The organism is Bradyrhizobium genomosp. I (2014), from assembly GCF_000261685.1.
Lineage (GTDB): Bacteria > Pseudomonadota > Alphaproteobacteria > Rhizobiales > Xanthobacteraceae > Bradyrhizobium.
Genome location: NZ_AJQE01000387.1, coordinates 1 through 14,750, shown reverse-complemented (window position 1 = coordinate 14,750; position 14,750 = coordinate 1). Strand labels below are relative to the sequence as shown.

Genomic DNA, 14,750 nt, shown 5'->3' with positions numbered 1-14,750 from the left:
CCCTCTCACGGCAGGTACTTCCACGCGGCAAGGCGCAGCCAATCGATGACAGGATGCATCCAGATCCACGCAATCGAGCGTCGTCCGGAATTGATCTTTGCAACGCCTTCCATTCCGGGGCGCAATGCAAGGCCCGGCTCCGAGAGGCGGGCCTCTATTCGAAAAGCATTGCGTCCTTCCTCGGCGAGCGTAACCGGCGTGATCTTGCTAAGGGTCATCGGCACCGGTTCGCCGGGCCTGCCTGCGAGCGCGACGGTTCCGCTTTGTCCGACCGCCACGAAGCGAACATCACGTTCGTCGACTTGAACGATCAGGCGATAGGAATTGAGTGGCGCCACCTCGAACAGCGTCTTTCCCTTCTCGACGGGAGAGCCGAGCATCTGGCTCAGGTCGCCGGAGACGACGACACCGTCGAACGGAGCGAGGATCCGGGTGCGCGCGAGCTTGTCTTCCGCAAGAGCCAACTGGGCCTCCGCCTGCCGGATCTGCGGTTCCAGTACCGCGAGGCCGTTGCGATCGTGCTTGGCGAGCGCCTCGCGATCGCGCTGAAGTAGCTTGTCGAGTTCGGCTCGCCACTTCAACCGATCGAGAACAAGATCCCGGTCGTCGAGCAGGGCGAGAAGATCGCCCTGCCGCACCGTGTCGCCAGCCCGAGCCGGGGCCGCTCGAACAAATCCGTCGAACGGAGCCACAGCTGCGCGCTGCACTTCGGCCTCAAGCACCGATTTCGCGGTGACTCGGTGCTCGCCTTTCGCAAAGACCAAGGTCAGCGCAAGCACCATGACACTGCCGATGCAGAGCTTGAGGGTCGGCCGCCGTGGGCCGAACAGTGCCGCGCATCCGTCGCCGATACCGTCAACCGCCCGCCCGCCCAGGAGCCGGTTCGCCCGCAGCTGCAATCCGATCTGAGGTCCCAGCAGTGCCGCGATCCCCTCTATCAGCTTCAGCGCGTCGTCCGTAAAGGGATCGGCGCGGTGACGTTCCAAGGTGAGAGCGCCGATCGGTTCTCCATCGGGGCCGACCAGTATAGCTGACATCGCCGACGAGCCCGGCGCCTTTGCTTCCGCCGCCAGCGCCCGATGGGCGATGGCCACGACGCGCCCCATCCTCGGCAATGGTGGATAAGCGACGCATGCACGCTGCTCGATCGCTTCTTCCATTGCGCTCTCGATCGCATTGACGAGGCGGTTCTCGCGTTTGAAGCTGGCGGAGAACGAAACTGCGCGCAGGCTGATTGTGCCGTTTCGGCCGACGATACCCAGCGACGCACGCTCGCACTGGAGGCGGGTTGCCAGCTCATTGACGACCGCGATTGCCATGCCGCTCAGCCGCGGCTGCGCGTTCACCGTCGCGAGGAGGTCGAGGCACGATGCGGCTCGCGATACGTCAGACGAGAGATCCTTGGTACGCCTGGCCCAGGGCAATGACTCGAGCCAGCCCGCGCCCCAGCGCAATTGCTCGGCGACGATGGCCGGGGTGACCGGCGGCCTGGCGGCCGTCGTTGTCAATGCGATGGCCACAGCCGCAATCGGCTCGCTCGTAGTGCCCAGCGGCAGAGCAACTATTAGGACCACAGGTTGCGCGGGCCGTGAATCAGGACCGACGCGACCGGGAGCAACGACCAGGCGGCGCTCCGCGTAGGCGGTCTCGGCCAGGCGCATGAGATCGCTGGCGTCGACATCCCGAGGCGGCCACGTTACCGATAGTAACGGCGCAGCTGAATCAACCCGGCGCATGAACAACAGGCCCGCTGACACGCCGGCAATACGGCTGCATTGCAGCGCCAGCCAGGCCGCAACAAATGCCGCTTCGTTCTCCGCATTCAGCAATCCTTGCCAGTGCGGCGACGACGTCCTATCTGCGGGCACCCTCCGCAATTGTGGGGCGGGGCCCCCGCTTGCCGTCAAGTCGGGTTCAGACATGTACTGTCCAGGACAAGGGCCGAGCAATGGCTCGATGGCGCCCGTCGAAGGGCGGCCGCCATTTTAAACCAAATCCCTTTATCATATTATGTTCGTGTTGCGTGATTTTAATTTTATTTAATGTGCATTAATATTATGTATAATGAGCCTGGGAGCCGAAGCGGAATTGGAGAACTCGCATGGTGGGTTCGATTGAGAGAGTTGTCCGCAGAGCTCGGTACATGAGCTACATCGTGTTGTGCTTGCACCTGCCGGCAGGGAGCTTGCTTGCCGGATCCGGTGCAGGGGCAGAGACCACGGAAATCTCGGCGGGGGAGCGGGAATTCAATTGCGTGATCGAGCCGCAACAAACCGTCAAGCTGGCGAGCCCGGCGGTTGGTACCATCGCGCGCCTTGATGTTGATCGCGGCGATATCGTTCGGCAGGGCCAGATTATTGGCAAGATCGAAGATGGAGTCGAGGCCGCAACGCTGGCGCTCGCGCGGGCGCGTGCAACCAATGATGCTCCGGTGAAGTCGGCCGACGCCCGCGTGCAGTTCCTACGTCAGAAACATGAGCGTCTGAAAGAGCTTTATGCGAGGTCCGTCAGTCCTCTCGCCTCACTCCAGGAAGCCGAAGCGGAGGTCCAGGTTGCCGAGCAGCAGCTCAAGGAGGCGCGACTTAACCAGGAACTCGCTCGTTTGGAGGTCGCGCACGCCGAAGAGGTTTTGAATCAACGCGAGCTGCGTAGCCCGGTCGACGGCGTGGTGGTCGAGCGACTTCTCGTTCCGGGTGAATATCGAAATGACCAGAGCCCGGTCCTCACCCTCGCACAGATTGATCCGTTGAGGGTCGAAGTGTTTGTGCCCACCGCATATTTTGGTCAGATCCGTACCGGCAGCAGAGCCGAGGTGCGACCGGAGCTGCCCATCGGAGGCGTCTATATCGCCTCTGTCTCCGTTGTCGACCGTGTCCTCGACGCTGCCAGCGGAACGTTCGGGGTGCGTCTTGCCTTGCCGAACCCGCGTTTGGCGCTGCCGGGGGGAATTCGCTGCAAAGTCGCCTTCGTGTTGGACGGTGACAATCCGGCTCTAATGGCTGGTGACGCGCCGCTATCCCGCCAAAAATAGGGTGCGCGATCATTGCGAGAACCTGAAGCGATTGATTTTGACGGCCTCGAAGTGCGGTTCGCTGAATCGCCGAAATTGAATTGCGCTTGTATTTATTTAACTGTGGTATTTAATATTGTGAATTGATGACCGCAAATCATTGGATTGGAATTTAACATGACGCTGAATTCTGTCGGAGACGTCGAGTTCGTCGGCGAAATCGAATGGGATGGCAAGGCGATCGTGGTCGGGGCAGCGACCCCGTTTGGGCACGTGTCCTGCAGAATCCCTCGTGAGACGATCCACGCGCTCCCGGTCTATTCGGACGCCCTCGAGCGCGAGATCCGTTTGGAGCGGCACCTGATTTTGGAGCGGCTCGCCCCCGCGCTACGTGCGAAGATCTCCCGTTCGGCAGCAGGCGAGCCGGTGGATTTGTGGCCATGGGAGATCAGCCGCGCGCGCCCTGCGGCCGTCGCGAGCACATTGCCCACCGATCAAGAGGCCGCCGGTAGCGTACCGGAGGCGATGGAAAAGGCGCAGCCGTCATGATGGCTCGGCCGGACTCGATGGCGGAGTTCAATCGGCTGCCTCAACGCGACCAAGGCGCGGCACAATAACCCAGAATGTCCAATCCAAGCGTTCGGATTGAAGCCCGATTCATTGGCTCCATCGCAGGCGCCTGTCAGGTGTTGCCTGCGCGAGAAGCAATGGCGCTCCTGCCGACGAGAGACGGCAGGGTCGCGCGAGAGCAGCGGCGCTCCCGAAATGAAGCGGCCGACGTGTATTTGACCTTGCTTGTCCACCGGCAGGCCGAGCCCTTCGGCTCCGGGGCGGGATCAGTTAATCGCATCGCTATTTTGGTTGATAATTATAAAAAATTAATATAATTAAATAAGGGAAAACGGTTAATCGCACGGTTCCGGCCAGGGCTTCGCTGCGGCTGGATCCGAACCTCGATGGTGCTCGCAAGGGGATCGGCAGATGTATCGAGTCTCCGGCTCCGTCTTGATTGCAGCGGTCGCCATGATGGCCGGAGGTGCCACGTGGGCGGGCGCAGGGCGCCTGGCGATGGCCACGACTCCTCAAGCAGCACCAGGCCGCATCGAACTCGGACGGCCCACGCTTCCGCCTCTGTCGTACACGATGTTCTGTCTGCGCTATGAGGCCGAGTGCCGCTCGCGGCGAGGCTTCCGGGGCGGTCCGGTCCGGCTGACGGGCGAACGGTGGTTGGAACTCCAGGACGTCAATCGCATGGTCAATCTGGCCATTGTGTCGGCGCCCAACGACCACGGCCTGGCTGGCGAGGCGTGGAGCATCAATCCCGATCGAGGGGATTGCAATGACTACGCCGTAAGCAAACGCCACGAACTCCTTCGGCGTGGCTGGCCGGCGCGGGCCCTGCTGCTGAGCGAGGTCATCATCGGTTCCGGACAGCATCATTTGGTGCTGCTCGTCCGCACCCTGAGCGGCGATCTCGTGCTCGACAATCTCTCCCTGGAGATCAAGCCCTGGTCGGAAGTCCCCTATCGCTGGCTTCGCGTGCAGATGCCGAGCAATCATCAGCTCTGGGCGACGGTCGACGGGAAGGGGACGTGATCGCTAACGGGCGAGCGCGATGCGGATCGCCACTTCCTGTCCCCTGGCTCCGCGCTCCGGTGGATCGGCTTGCTGCCCATGGGGGGCACGGCGAGATCTGCAAGTCGGCCCGCCATGGCCGCCGCTGCCGTCCCCGTGCAGTTCGGCATTGCGGTCAATGGGCTGCGGCCGCGATCTTCCGGCGAGGACGGCCCGAACCGTTGGGAAACCCGTGCGCAGTAAAATGCGTATCCTCGCGGCGCGCGGCGTCGGGATATGGCCCTGACGCTCAGCCGGTCCGACGGCGGCCTTGTCCGGATGGGCGATTGATCAGGAGATCGTTCAGCTTCTTGCCGGCCCGAAGCTGCGCTTTTAGCCATCGAGGCTGCTTGCCACGACCGGACCAGGTCTCGGATGGGTTCTTCGGGTTCCGGTACTTCGGCAGGACCGGAGGGTAGGGACGGCGCACACGCTCCGCGCCCGGGGCCCCGGCGGTTCCCTCTATCCTGCGAAGCCGTTCTTCGAGCTTGGCTTTTTCCGCGATCATTCTCCGACTGAGAACAGTCGTCACCTCATCGTAGAGCCGCCACAGTTCGGCGGTGGTCGCAGATGCCCAGTCGTCCTTCTCCATGGAAGCCGTCCCCACTACTTCCGATACGAAATCGGAGGGGGCTTATCAGGTCAAAGCCGGGTCGGGCAAGCACGATCGGTTCGCGCACAGCTCGCAAGTGTGCAATGCGGGTGCTTCTTGGGCTAACGGCCGGGTCTGTACCTCCGACCGACCGGCCGCCTCCCGGCCGCTCTTCGCCGGCGGACCGTTCGCGTTGGACCGAGCAAGCGCTGCTCGGCCATCAACACGCGACGACGTAAATTCTGCAATTCGGTGAATTGAACGATCAGCGCCTCACGCGTTTGGCGCAAAATAGCCGAAGAATACATGTGACCACCTACTCATGATCAGCGATGACGCCGTGACCGCGGACTGGAAGTTGCAAGGATGACGAAATGCCGCCCCCAACTTTGCTGACAAGGTCTTCATCGGTGCTACTAGTGAAGCAGAACAGTTATCGTTCGAGATCCCTGATCAATGATCGGAAACAAGGCCGTGCCCCTCATTCGAGCTTCCCGGCTGGCACACGACTGAGATCGGAAGGATTCCAGCCGCTGTCGCGCTTGATGATCAGTTCTCATATTAATCTTGATGAATAGTATTACTTTTTATGTCCCTCCTCTTCCGGTCGACGAGGCCTGCCAGATTGCCTCGCTCTGGTGAAACTTTGTTGAATGTTAGATTTGAATCCTGAGTGTCCCTATATATCGTTCGTAATAAGTGGCCGGTGACGAGTTAGACGTCGTTAACCAGTACTGACGAAGCAGCCAGATTGCCGGGCACTACACTCTTTAGGAGAGTTTTCATATTGCGACAATCCAGCATTGCGGTAAATAATCGGATTTGGTCGGTGAATATGCCGTTTCGATATTCCTCGGGGGACCGTGTTCTTGCGCTGCCGCACGCATTCTCCAGGCGAGTTACGTTGATGCGGCCATCTGGCGTTGGCCGATACCTGCCGTGACGAAGCTGGCAGTGCGACGTTTTGCCAGCACGAATTGGTCATGCCTCCCGCGCGTCTCCATAGAGAATGTTGGATTAAACGGCTGCATGCGGAGTTGTTAGCGATAGGCAAGGAAAGCATGCGCCGCATCAGAGTCGTCATCGCGGACCGGCACCCGATCGTCCTGCAGGGCATCAGCAGCGTCCTTGCGATGCAGCACGATTTTGCGATCGTGGCCGCCTGCGGCGATGCCGCGAGCTGCATTGAGGCGATCCGACTCGTCGAGCCGGACATTGCGCTGATCGATAGCGCAATGCCCGACATCAACCGCCCGGACTTCCTTGCTCTCGCAAACACCGCTGGCCGAGGGGCCCAGGTCATTTTCTTCGGGAAGGCCGTCGGTCGCGAGTTGCAAAGGCTGGTCGCCGACGGCGCGTGCGTCGTCCTCACGAAGGATGCGAAGCCGGAAATGCTGGTCGCAACCTTGCGGAAAGTTGCACAAGACCAGGGACTTGCACTGGAACCGACGAGCCCTGACGGGGAGATCGGCGAGGAGCCTCGCGCAGCTGGGGAGAAGTCCCTGACGCAACTGACCGACCGGGAGCGGCAGATCATGAGGCTCGTATCGGAGGGGTTGTCGAACAAGGAGATTGGGCGTCGTCTGAACATCGCCGACGGTACGATCAAGGTCCACCTTCACCACATCTTCCAGAAGCTGGATATCAGCAATCGTACGGTTCTCGCGGCATTGGCGATTTCGCAAAACGAGCAGCATGCCGCCCCGCGCGAGCTCACCTCCTCCGGGCAGCTTCAGCAGGATCCGGCGGTCCGAAATAACGAGGACGCCAAGCGTAATAGTGTCCTTCCGGGGCGCTCGCGTTAGGTGCAAATCCACTGATTGGATCGGATGTTGTTCACCGGCGCGCAGCGGGGCCGGTGCGCGCAAGCAGGACAGGACGATTTTATCCGCGGCCTGCCCGCCCCAAGACCACCAACCCGCCCCAAGACCACCAAAGAGGGAGTCTGATGCGGGAGCTGGGTGCTCAGGCGCGCCAGCCTCGCCGTGTCTCGTTCATCATGCTGGGGTGGGGAGTGTCGGTTGTCGCGGTCAGATGCTCGGCCATGTCGCGGCAGGCCCCTTCGGCCTCGGCCAGCGTTCGGAAGGGCGAGCCGCTGATCTTGATCGCGCCGTCGTTCCGGTAGAGCGGTCGCCAGCTCGCCAGGTAGCCGGTACGTCCGTGGAAGCCCGGACCGGTAGGGCTTCCGAAGCTGATCACGAACGAGAAGCCATCGCTGCTCGCGCTCCATATCTCGATGTTCTCGACGGGGCGATGAAACTGCAGTGGCATGGCAATGATTCCATTGCGGTGGTCGGACCGTCACCCGATTAATATGAGCGAGAAATAAATAAATTAAATGCTGATTTCAAGTCGAAATTCGAGCTGCGCCGGCCTCGAAGAGGCTGGACTTGAGAGTCTCGGAGACTGAGCGTCTTGGGAAGAGAACCGTCGGCGCCGCCTTCGCAACTCGAGCTATCCCCGGAAAATGAGCGAGTTCGGAGGGCAAGCGAGCGGTCGCTGCAACCTGGCGGTTTGAATTTCAGTATTCTTCTCGCGCGCCTGTTGCCGGGTCTGCGCGGCGACACACGAGTGGTTCGCGAGAGAGGCCTGGGCCTAAAGCATGATCCGGAAAAGTGCGCAGCAGTTTTCCGGAAAGATCATGCGCAAACAACAACCTAAAGCGCGATGACGTTTCATCCTAATCACATCGCGCTTTACGAGCCTGCCTTGGATAGTCGGCTACCGGGCGAGTGGGAGACGCTCCGCGCTGGCGCCCCATGAACGAGCCCGACCGCGCCGTGCGAAACGATCCGGTCGATCTTGCGGCTCATGACCTTGTAGCACTCGCACGCCATGGCTTCGAGTCGCGGCCGATCGATCTCGAGCTGGCCGCGCTGACTGGATTTCAGCGCTCGTGACGCGCGCATTGTGCTCACGACATGCGTGATGGTGGTGCGGCGGACGCCCAGCAATTCTGACAACGTTTCCTGGGTCAGCGGGAGGAGATCGCTTCCATTCGCCCGGTCGTGAATATGAAGCAGCCAGCGCGCCAGGCGGGCTTCGACGGAATGCAGTGCATTGCAGGCCGCCACGTGCTGAAGCTGCGTCAACAACGATCTCGTGAAGACCTGCATCATGGATGTGATGGGCGGGCTGCGATGTTGCGCCGCCAGAAATTGCACCGGCGAGATCTGCAGCGCAGACCCTGGCAAGCGAACGATCGCCGTCGTGGGCGAGCGCGATGCGCCGAGCGCAGAAGTCAGACCCACTGCCCCCTCGTGTCCGATGATCGACGTGGCAACCGTCTGCCCGTTGGGCAGCTCCGTGATGGCGGCGATCGCGCCGCTCAGGGGGAAGAGGAAATGCTCGACCCGATCGCCCGATCGGACCAGCACGGAATCGCGTTCGATGACGACTTTCCGCAGATGGGGCGCAAGCAGGGCAAAATCTGCTGGCGGCAACGCGGCTAACAATCGATTACCGACTCTGGTCGCGTGGTCCATCACGGGATTGGCCCCCGACGGATGACCGGCGCTAGAACTCATGCCGGTCGTCGAGCCGCTCTGCCGAGCGTCGACCGCAAGCCAACTGGCTACCGTACATATGGTTCCATGATGGACGGCGTGCATGCGCGGGCCCGATAACCGCACGCTGTCGCGGAGGTCATGTGCCTCCGGCTCGAATCCGAGTCCATCGCGATGGTCCATGTCCCATAGGTGCCGGAGTTTGCGCCTCGACAAAGAGGCCGTGACTGCAACTGCTTACCTTTTCGGGCACTGCCACGGGATCGCGGTGCAGGCGATGGGAAGCAAACCGGTGATCGGAACAAGCCTCTGCAAATGGACCGTCAGTTACTTCGCGCTCGCCGTCGTGTGGCTGCTGCTCGCAGAAGGCGTGATGGTCGCCGGGTTCGGCTTTCCGCACGACGACATCGGCGGACCGGACACGCTCGTCATCGTTCATATCGTCTGCATCGGCTGGTTGAGCACGGCGGTGTGTGGCGCGCTGTTCCAGTTCGTGCCGGTGCTGGTCGCAAGGCCGCTCTATGCGGAGCGCTGGACGCTGCCGGCTCTGGCGCTGCTGACGCTTGGGCTGATGGTCCTGCTCGCGGGTTTTCTGGCTCTCGGCGGCCACTTCAACGGGCCGCGCTGGCTGCTTCCGGTCGGGGCGGGGCTGCTGACATCCGGTTTCGCATTGGTCGTTGCCGATCTCGGCATGACGCTCTGGTCGGCTCGCCCGCTGCCGGGGCCTGCGCTGTTCGTCGCAGTCGGGCTTGCCTGCATCTGTGTCACGGCGGCATTCGGCGGCATGTTCTCTCTGGTGCTGTCCGCGACCGCTGTCGGTGCACCATGGCCGGACCTGTTGCTATCGGGTATTCCGATCCACGCGATTGCGGGGCTTGGCGGATGGCTGACATTCACGGCCATGGGCGTCAGCTATCGCCTGCTTGCGATGTTCATGCTCGCGCCCGATGGCGATGCGAGGCTGGGTCGGCCTGCCTGGCGTGCCGGAGCCGCCGCGCTGGCGGTCGGTGTTGTCGGTGGCGTGCTCGCACCCTGGCGCGCGAGCGGACTGAGCCTGGTGCTTCTGCTTGCCGGAGCTGCGGCCCTTCTATCGCTGGCCGCTTACGGCCGTGACGTGCTCGGCCTGTACAGGACCCGCAAGCGCCGCGCGCTCGAGCTCAACACGCGCATGAGCCTGCTTGCGCTGGGGAGCCTCGTCGCAGTTGCCATCCTTGGCGCCGCGTCTGCTGCGACCGGTTCGTTGCAGTCGCATGCCGGAGCGCTCGTCTTTCTCGTCGCGTTCGGCTGGCTCACCGGCCTCGTGCTTGCCAATCTCTACAAGATCATTCCGTTCCTGACCTGGCTCGAGACCTATGGTCCGGTGATGGGCAGGGCGCCGACGCCCCGCGTACAGGATCTCGTCGCCGAGCGTCGCGCGTCAAAATGGTTCGTCCTGTTCTTTGCCGGCATCTGGGTGGCCACGATGATGCTGTGGATCGACGCGGCACCCGGCTTTCGCATTGCTGTCGCGGTCGTGACGGTTGCGACACTCGGCCTCGTTGAGGAGCTCGTCAGGGCCAGACGGCTTGCGGATGTGGCGGAGCCGTTGCGCCTGCCGGCGGGAGCAGCCGTGCCCCGTCTTCTGGTTTCACGCAACTGAAGGAAAATGCAATGACCGAATTCATCGACGTCGACGTCCGGCCGATTCTTCGTGCAGGGGGCGAGCCGTTCTCGATCATCATGGCCGCGCTCGAGCGGCTGGAGCCCGGGGAAGGCCTGCGGCTCCTAGCCCCCTTCAAGCCGGTTCCTCTGTTCGACGTCATGGCGAGCAAGGGCTTCGCACATCGCGAAGCCGAGCTCGAAGGCGGCGAATGGGAGATCCGGTTCATGCCGGACGACGGCTCGTCCGCAGCGGCCGAACCGGCGCCTGCTGCGCCGAGCGATGGCGACTGGCCCGAGCCCGCCGTTCATCTCGACAACCGCGACCTCGATCCGCCGGAGCCGATGGTCCGGATTCTGGCCTCGGTGGAGCGGCTTGCGCCCGGGCAGACGCTCTCCGCCTTGCTCAGTCGTGAACCGGTTTTCCTGTTTCGGGAGCTGACCAGGCGCGGCCATCAGTGGCGCGGCGGCTTCACGCCACAGAGGGACATCTATCAACTGACGGTGAGGGTGCGCACATGACGACCAAGGACGATGATCTCGTGGCCCGGATAAGGCAGGCCCTGAAGGTCGAGATCGATCCGGAACTCGGACACAACATCGTCGACCTGGGCTTTGTCTATGATGTGTCGGTCGATGACGGCGTCGCGCGCATTGTCATGACGGCGACGACGCGAGGTTGTCCCGCCGCGTCCTTTCTCAAGGAGGGTGTCGCGAGCAGCGCGTGTCTCGTTCCGGGCGTGGAATCGGTCGACGTCACCGTGACGTTCGAGCCGCCCTGGCAGCCCCGGATGATCTCGCCGGGCGTAAAGGCCTCGCTCGGCTTTGCCGAGGTGAATTGATCCGCCGAGGCGGCTTTGATCCGAGTGTTCGTCGGCTTCCTCGATCGGGCCGTCGATGGCCGGACGATGCGCGCCGCTCGGCCCTTGCCGAGCTTCCCTTGCCGAGCTTCGCGAAGATCTCGTCGAGGCGCTCGACCTGCGTGTTGGTCGCTCCACAATGATGGCAGTGGAACGCGGTGCGGCTGCGGCTGTTCCATTCCGGTGTGCAGATCAGGAGAGCCGAATGAGCGATGAAGTGGATCATCTTGCGGGCCTGCTCGGACGTGCGGCGATGGAGGTATGGGGCGACATGCCCCGCGACATCCAGGAAGCGCTGTTCGAGACCGCGATGAAGGGACGCGCAACGGAGCGTGAGGAGCTCGCGCGGTTGCTGCACGAGCGGCATCCGCGCACGCTTCATCCGGCCCGGCCAGGCTGACGCAGCGGCCTGGAACGATCGCGCGAACTCCTGATTGGTGAGACGGGTGTCGCGTCGCCGAACGGTCTCGAACAGGCCGCGGCAGGCGCATCGCCCAACCTTGGATCAAATCTGTGAGCCGACCGGCGTGACCGAGATGAACATCGGAAAATGGTATGACCCGATTTCGGAGCGGTGGATCGCGCCTCGCGAAACACGCACCATCGCAGCGTATGATCGGTCGAGTGCGGACAGGGCGCAGGAGGCTCACAAGAGAGCAGAGGCGCAGCGGATCTGGGATCTGCTGGTCGATTGCTGCGCACGCGGTTGATGCCCGGCCCGGAGGCATGACGCATTCGCCCTGTGCGGGCTCCGGTGCCCGGCGCATGCCGGGATAGACGATCGCCCTCGCAACGAATTCTCCTCGCAGGCCCAGCGACACTAGCCGGCGGTTCAGGCAAGTTGCCCCTGCGGCTCTCGACCGGTGCAGGTGACTGCCATCATCGTTGCAGGTGCCTCAGCGACGCCTTCGATGCCTTTGCGCGGGGCAGGCCAGCGTTTCCGTCAACGCTGATCTCGACGACGTCCGTTGCGGATCGGTATATTACCACCTCGACTGCAGGCCGCCCGGACAAGGATCAGATGATGGACGATACGATTGGCTTCCCCGACCCCGGTCTCGACCTGTCGGACGGCTTCAAGCCGCACACCTCGCATTGGGGCGTGTTCTCCGCGCGTCAGGGCGCGGCCGGGCTGGAGGTCAGGGCCTATGCGGGCGATCCAGATCCGAACGGCATCATCGACAATTTTCCCGGCGCGCTCCGCCACCAGGCGCGCATCGCCCAGCCGGCGGTCCGCCGCGGTTGGCTGGAGCGCGGGCCGGGCCCCGACGATCGCCGCGGCCGCGACGAGTTCGTCTCGGTGAGCTGGGAGAAGGCGCTCGACCTCCTCGGCGACGAACTGTGCCGCATCCGCGACACGCGCGGGCCGGGCGCGGTGTTCGGCGGCTCCTATGGTTGGTCGAGTGCCGGCCGCTTCCATCACGCCCAAAGCCAGGTGCATCGCTTCCTCAACATTGCGATGGGCGGCTATGTGCGATCGGTCAACTCCTATTCGTCGGGTGCGTCCTCGGTGCTGCTGCCGCAGATCCTGGCGGGCTACGAGGACATCACCAAGCGCAACGTCACCTGGGAGCAGATCGCCGATAACACCGAGATCGTGCTGGCATTCGGCGGCATGGCGCTGAAGAACTCCATGGTGGCCGGCGGCTCGATCAGCAAGCATGTCGAGCGCGGTGCGATGGCATCGGCGCGCCGGCGCGGCTGCGAGTTCGTCCTGGTCAGCCCGCTGCGCGACGATCTGCCGGTCGAAGCCGGCGCCGAATGGATGACCTGCGTGCCCGGCACCGACACCGCCTTGATGCTCGGCATCGTCCACACGCTGGTTGCGGAAGGTCTGCACGACCAGGCCTTCCTCGATCGTTACACCGAGGGTTGGCCGGTTTTCCTGCGCTATCTCACCGGCGAGGGCGACGGGCAAGCCAAGCACGCCGAATGGGCCGCCGCAATCTGCGGCGTCGGGGCGGATGCGATTCGCAGGCTGGCGCGGCGTCTTGCCGGACGGCGCGCGCTCATCACCATCTCCCATTCGCTCCAGCGCGCCGAGCATGGCGAGCAGCCGGTGTGGATGGGGATGGTGCTGGCGGCGGCGCTCGGCCAGATCGGCCTTCCCGGCGGCGGCTATGCCTATTCGCTGGGTGCGATCGGCTATTACGGCCGGCGCGTCAACGACGTGCCGGGGCCAACGCTGGGGCAGGGCCGCAACGGTGTCGCCGATTTCATCCCGGTGGCGCGCATCGCCGACATGCTGCTCAATCCCGGCAGCACGTATCGCTATAATGGCGAGACGCGCACCTATCCAGACATTCGTCTGGTCTACTGGGCGGGCGGCAATCCCTTCCATCACCACCAGGACATCAACCGCCTGCGCAAGGCGTTCGCGCAAGTCGACACGTTCGTCGTGCACGAGCTCGCATGGACCGCCAGCGCGCGTCACGCCGACATCGTGCTGCCCTCGACGATGACGCTCGAACGCGAGGACATCGGCTATTCCAGCAACGATCCTCTCATGGTCGCCATGCACCGGATCGCCGAGCCGTTTGGCCTTTCGCGCGACGACTACGAGATCTTTGCCGATCTCGCCGAGCGCCTCGGCGCGCGCGAACCCTTCACCGAAGGGCGCACGTCGCGGCAGTGGCTGGAACATCTCTACGAGCCGACCCGGGTCTCGCTGGCCAAGCGCGGCCTTGAAGCCCCGAGCTTCGACGAATTCTGGCAGCGCGGCAGCCTGGTCGTGCCGCAGCAGGCGGACGACGGCGGCCGGCTGCGCCGCTTCCGTGAGGATCCGGTCAATCATGCCCTGCCGACACCGAGTGGGCGGATCGAGATCTTCTCCGCCAGGATCGCGGGTCATGGCGATGCGGATTGTCCCGGCCATCCGGTCTGGCTCGACAAGACCGATATGCCGAAGCCCGGGGCGCCGTGCTTTCTCGTCGCCAACCAGCCGGTGACGCGCCTGCACAGCCAGCTCGATTTCGGCGGACATTCGCTTGCCGCGAAGCATCGCGGCCGCGAGATCGCGCGCATGAGCCCGGTTGATGCGGACGCGCGTGGCATCAAGGACGGCGACATCATTCGCCTGTTCAACGAGCGCGGCGCCTGCCTCGCCGCAGTTCACGTCACCGACGGCATCGCGCCCGGCGTGGTCCAGCTTCCGACCGGCGCCTGGTACGATCCGATGGATCCCGAAGACGATGCGCCGCTTTGCGTTCACGGCAATCCGAACGTGCTCACCCGAGACGTCGGCACCTCGTCCCTGGCGCAGGGCTGCACCGGTCAGTTGACGACCGTCGAGGTGGAGAAGTTCACGGGCAATCTGCCGCCGATCCGGGCGTTCGATCCGGTGTAGGGGCTCTCGTTACGTCGTGGCCCCGATGGAGCGGCTTGTCCGCCGCGCCCGTGTCGCGCTTTGTCAATCCCTTCGGGCAAAAATATTCCGCTTTACCGAAATTCGGAAATAGCGTATGTGTCGTTCATCCCGGCTCATCCTCGAGGGGCGATCATGAGGTCGTCATTTTCGCGAGCCGGGCTTG

At 63.3% G+C, this 14,750-nt stretch carries 13 protein-coding genes; 9 read left to right on the top strand and 4 right to left on the bottom strand.

What is annotated here, in order from left to right:
• Positions 1 to 5: 5 nt before the first annotated feature.
• Entirely contained in the window at positions 6 to 1,922 is a 1,917-nt protein-coding gene (locus IC50_RS34000) for an HlyD family efflux transporter periplasmic adaptor subunit (protein WP_081492581.1), read from the bottom strand.
• Between the two features lie 221 nt (positions 1,923 to 2,143).
• On the opposite strand from IC50_RS34000, the gene IC50_RS33995 reads away from it, so the two are divergent.
• From IC50_RS33995 to IC50_RS33985, 3 genes are all read left to right on the top strand, one after another.
• The gene (locus IC50_RS33995; RefSeq protein ID WP_050991178.1) at positions 2,144 to 3,031 is read left to right on the top strand and encodes an efflux RND transporter periplasmic adaptor subunit; all 888 of its coding nucleotides are present in this window, start codon (positions 2,144 to 2,146) and stop codon (positions 3,029 to 3,031) included.
• A gap of 156 nt (positions 3,032 to 3,187) precedes the next feature.
• A complete protein-coding gene (locus IC50_RS33990) occupies positions 3,188 to 3,559 on the top strand; it encodes a hypothetical protein (RefSeq protein ID WP_035715578.1) in 372 nt (123 codons plus the stop codon).
• 432 nt (positions 3,560 to 3,991) lie between these two features.
• Positions 3,992 to 4,606, top strand: a complete 615-nt coding sequence (locus tag IC50_RS33985) for a transglutaminase-like cysteine peptidase (protein ID WP_035715576.1) — start codon at positions 3,992 to 3,994, stop codon at positions 4,604 to 4,606.
• A gap of 268 nt (positions 4,607 to 4,874) precedes the next feature.
• On the opposite strand, the gene IC50_RS33980 is transcribed toward IC50_RS33985, so the two are convergent.
• Positions 4,875 to 5,216: an H-NS histone family protein gene (locus IC50_RS33980; protein WP_035715575.1), complete on the bottom strand. Its 342-nt coding sequence runs from the start codon at positions 5,214 to 5,216 to the stop codon at positions 4,875 to 4,877.
• A gap of 1,061 nt (positions 5,217 to 6,277) precedes the next feature.
• Between IC50_RS33980 and IC50_RS33975 the strand changes: the two genes are divergently transcribed.
• A complete protein-coding gene (locus IC50_RS33975) occupies positions 6,278 to 7,021 on the top strand; it encodes a LuxR C-terminal-related transcriptional regulator (protein WP_035715591.1) in 744 nt (247 codons plus the stop codon).
• 160 nt (positions 7,022 to 7,181) lie between these two features.
• On the opposite strand, the gene IC50_RS33970 is transcribed toward IC50_RS33975, so the two are convergent.
• Entirely contained in the window at positions 7,182 to 7,487 is a 306-nt protein-coding gene (locus IC50_RS33970; RefSeq protein WP_035715573.1) for a hypothetical protein, read from the bottom strand.
• Between the two features lie 425 nt (positions 7,488 to 7,912).
• Positions 7,913 to 8,701 (bottom strand): Crp/Fnr family transcriptional regulator, encoded by a 789-nt coding sequence (locus tag IC50_RS33965; RefSeq protein ID WP_035715572.1) that lies wholly within the window; start codon positions 8,699 to 8,701, stop codon positions 7,913 to 7,915.
• 313 nt (positions 8,702 to 9,014) lie between these two features.
• Here IC50_RS33965 and IC50_RS33960 point away from each other — a divergent pair, with 313 nt between their 5' ends.
• From IC50_RS33960 to IC50_RS33940, 5 genes are all read left to right on the top strand, one after another.
• Positions 9,015 to 10,361, top strand: a complete 1,347-nt coding sequence (locus IC50_RS33960) for a hypothetical protein (RefSeq protein WP_035715589.1) — start codon at positions 9,015 to 9,017, stop codon at positions 10,359 to 10,361.
• A gap of 11 nt (positions 10,362 to 10,372) precedes the next feature.
• Positions 10,373 to 10,882, top strand: a complete 510-nt coding sequence (locus IC50_RS33955; protein WP_035715571.1) for a DUF2249 domain-containing protein — start codon at positions 10,373 to 10,375, stop codon at positions 10,880 to 10,882.
• Positions 10,879 to 11,202 carry a metal-sulfur cluster assembly factor gene (locus tag IC50_RS33950; protein ID WP_035715569.1) on the top strand — a complete coding sequence of 108 codons (324 nt, stop codon included), beginning with the start codon at positions 10,879 to 10,881 and terminating at the stop codon, positions 11,200 to 11,202. Before IC50_RS33955 ends, IC50_RS33950 begins: the two co-directional genes overlap by 4 nt.
• Positions 11,203 to 11,425: 223 nt before the next feature.
• Complete coding sequence (locus IC50_RS33945; RefSeq protein ID WP_035715567.1) at positions 11,426 to 11,620, top strand: hypothetical protein; 195 nt, start codon at positions 11,426 to 11,428, stop codon at positions 11,618 to 11,620.
• A gap of 624 nt (positions 11,621 to 12,244) precedes the next feature.
• Complete coding sequence (locus IC50_RS33940; protein WP_035715587.1) at positions 12,245 to 14,566, top strand: molybdopterin guanine dinucleotide-containing S/N-oxide reductase; 2,322 nt, start codon at positions 12,245 to 12,247, stop codon at positions 14,564 to 14,566.
• The last annotated feature ends 184 nt before the right edge of the window (positions 14,567 to 14,750 follow it).

Bases quoted from the DNA above. Each gene is read 5' to 3' on its own strand.
- IC50_RS33965 (WP_035715572.1), bottom strand. From the start codon at position 8,701: ATGGACCACGCGACCAGAGTCGGTAATCGATTGTTAGCCGCGTTGCCG.
- IC50_RS33990 (WP_035715578.1), top strand. From the start codon at position 3,188: ATGACGCTGAATTCTGTCGGAGACGTCGAGTTCGTCGGCGAAATCGAA.
- IC50_RS33970 (WP_035715573.1), bottom strand. From the start codon at position 7,487: ATGCCACTGCAGTTTCATCGCCCCGTCGAGAACATCGAGATATGGAGC.
- IC50_RS33945 (WP_035715567.1), top strand. From the start codon at position 11,426: ATGAGCGATGAAGTGGATCATCTTGCGGGCCTGCTCGGACGTGCGGCG.
- IC50_RS33940 (WP_035715587.1), top strand. From the start codon at position 12,245: ATGGACGATACGATTGGCTTCCCCGACCCCGGTCTCGACCTGTCGGAC.
- IC50_RS33980 (WP_035715575.1), bottom strand. From the start codon at position 5,216: ATGGAGAAGGACGACTGGGCATCTGCGACCACCGCCGAACTGTGGCGG.
- IC50_RS34000 (WP_081492581.1), bottom strand. From the start codon at position 1,922: ATGTCTGAACCCGACTTGACGGCAAGCGGGGGCCCCGCCCCACAATTG.
- IC50_RS33950 (WP_035715569.1), top strand. From the start codon at position 10,879: ATGACGACCAAGGACGATGATCTCGTGGCCCGGATAAGGCAGGCCCTG.
- IC50_RS33975 (WP_035715591.1), top strand. From the start codon at position 6,278: ATGCGCCGCATCAGAGTCGTCATCGCGGACCGGCACCCGATCGTCCTG.
- IC50_RS33955 (WP_035715571.1), top strand. From the start codon at position 10,373: ATGACCGAATTCATCGACGTCGACGTCCGGCCGATTCTTCGTGCAGGG.
- IC50_RS33995 (WP_050991178.1), top strand. From the start codon at position 2,144: ATGAGCTACATCGTGTTGTGCTTGCACCTGCCGGCAGGGAGCTTGCTT.
- IC50_RS33985 (WP_035715576.1), top strand. From the start codon at position 3,992: ATGTATCGAGTCTCCGGCTCCGTCTTGATTGCAGCGGTCGCCATGATG.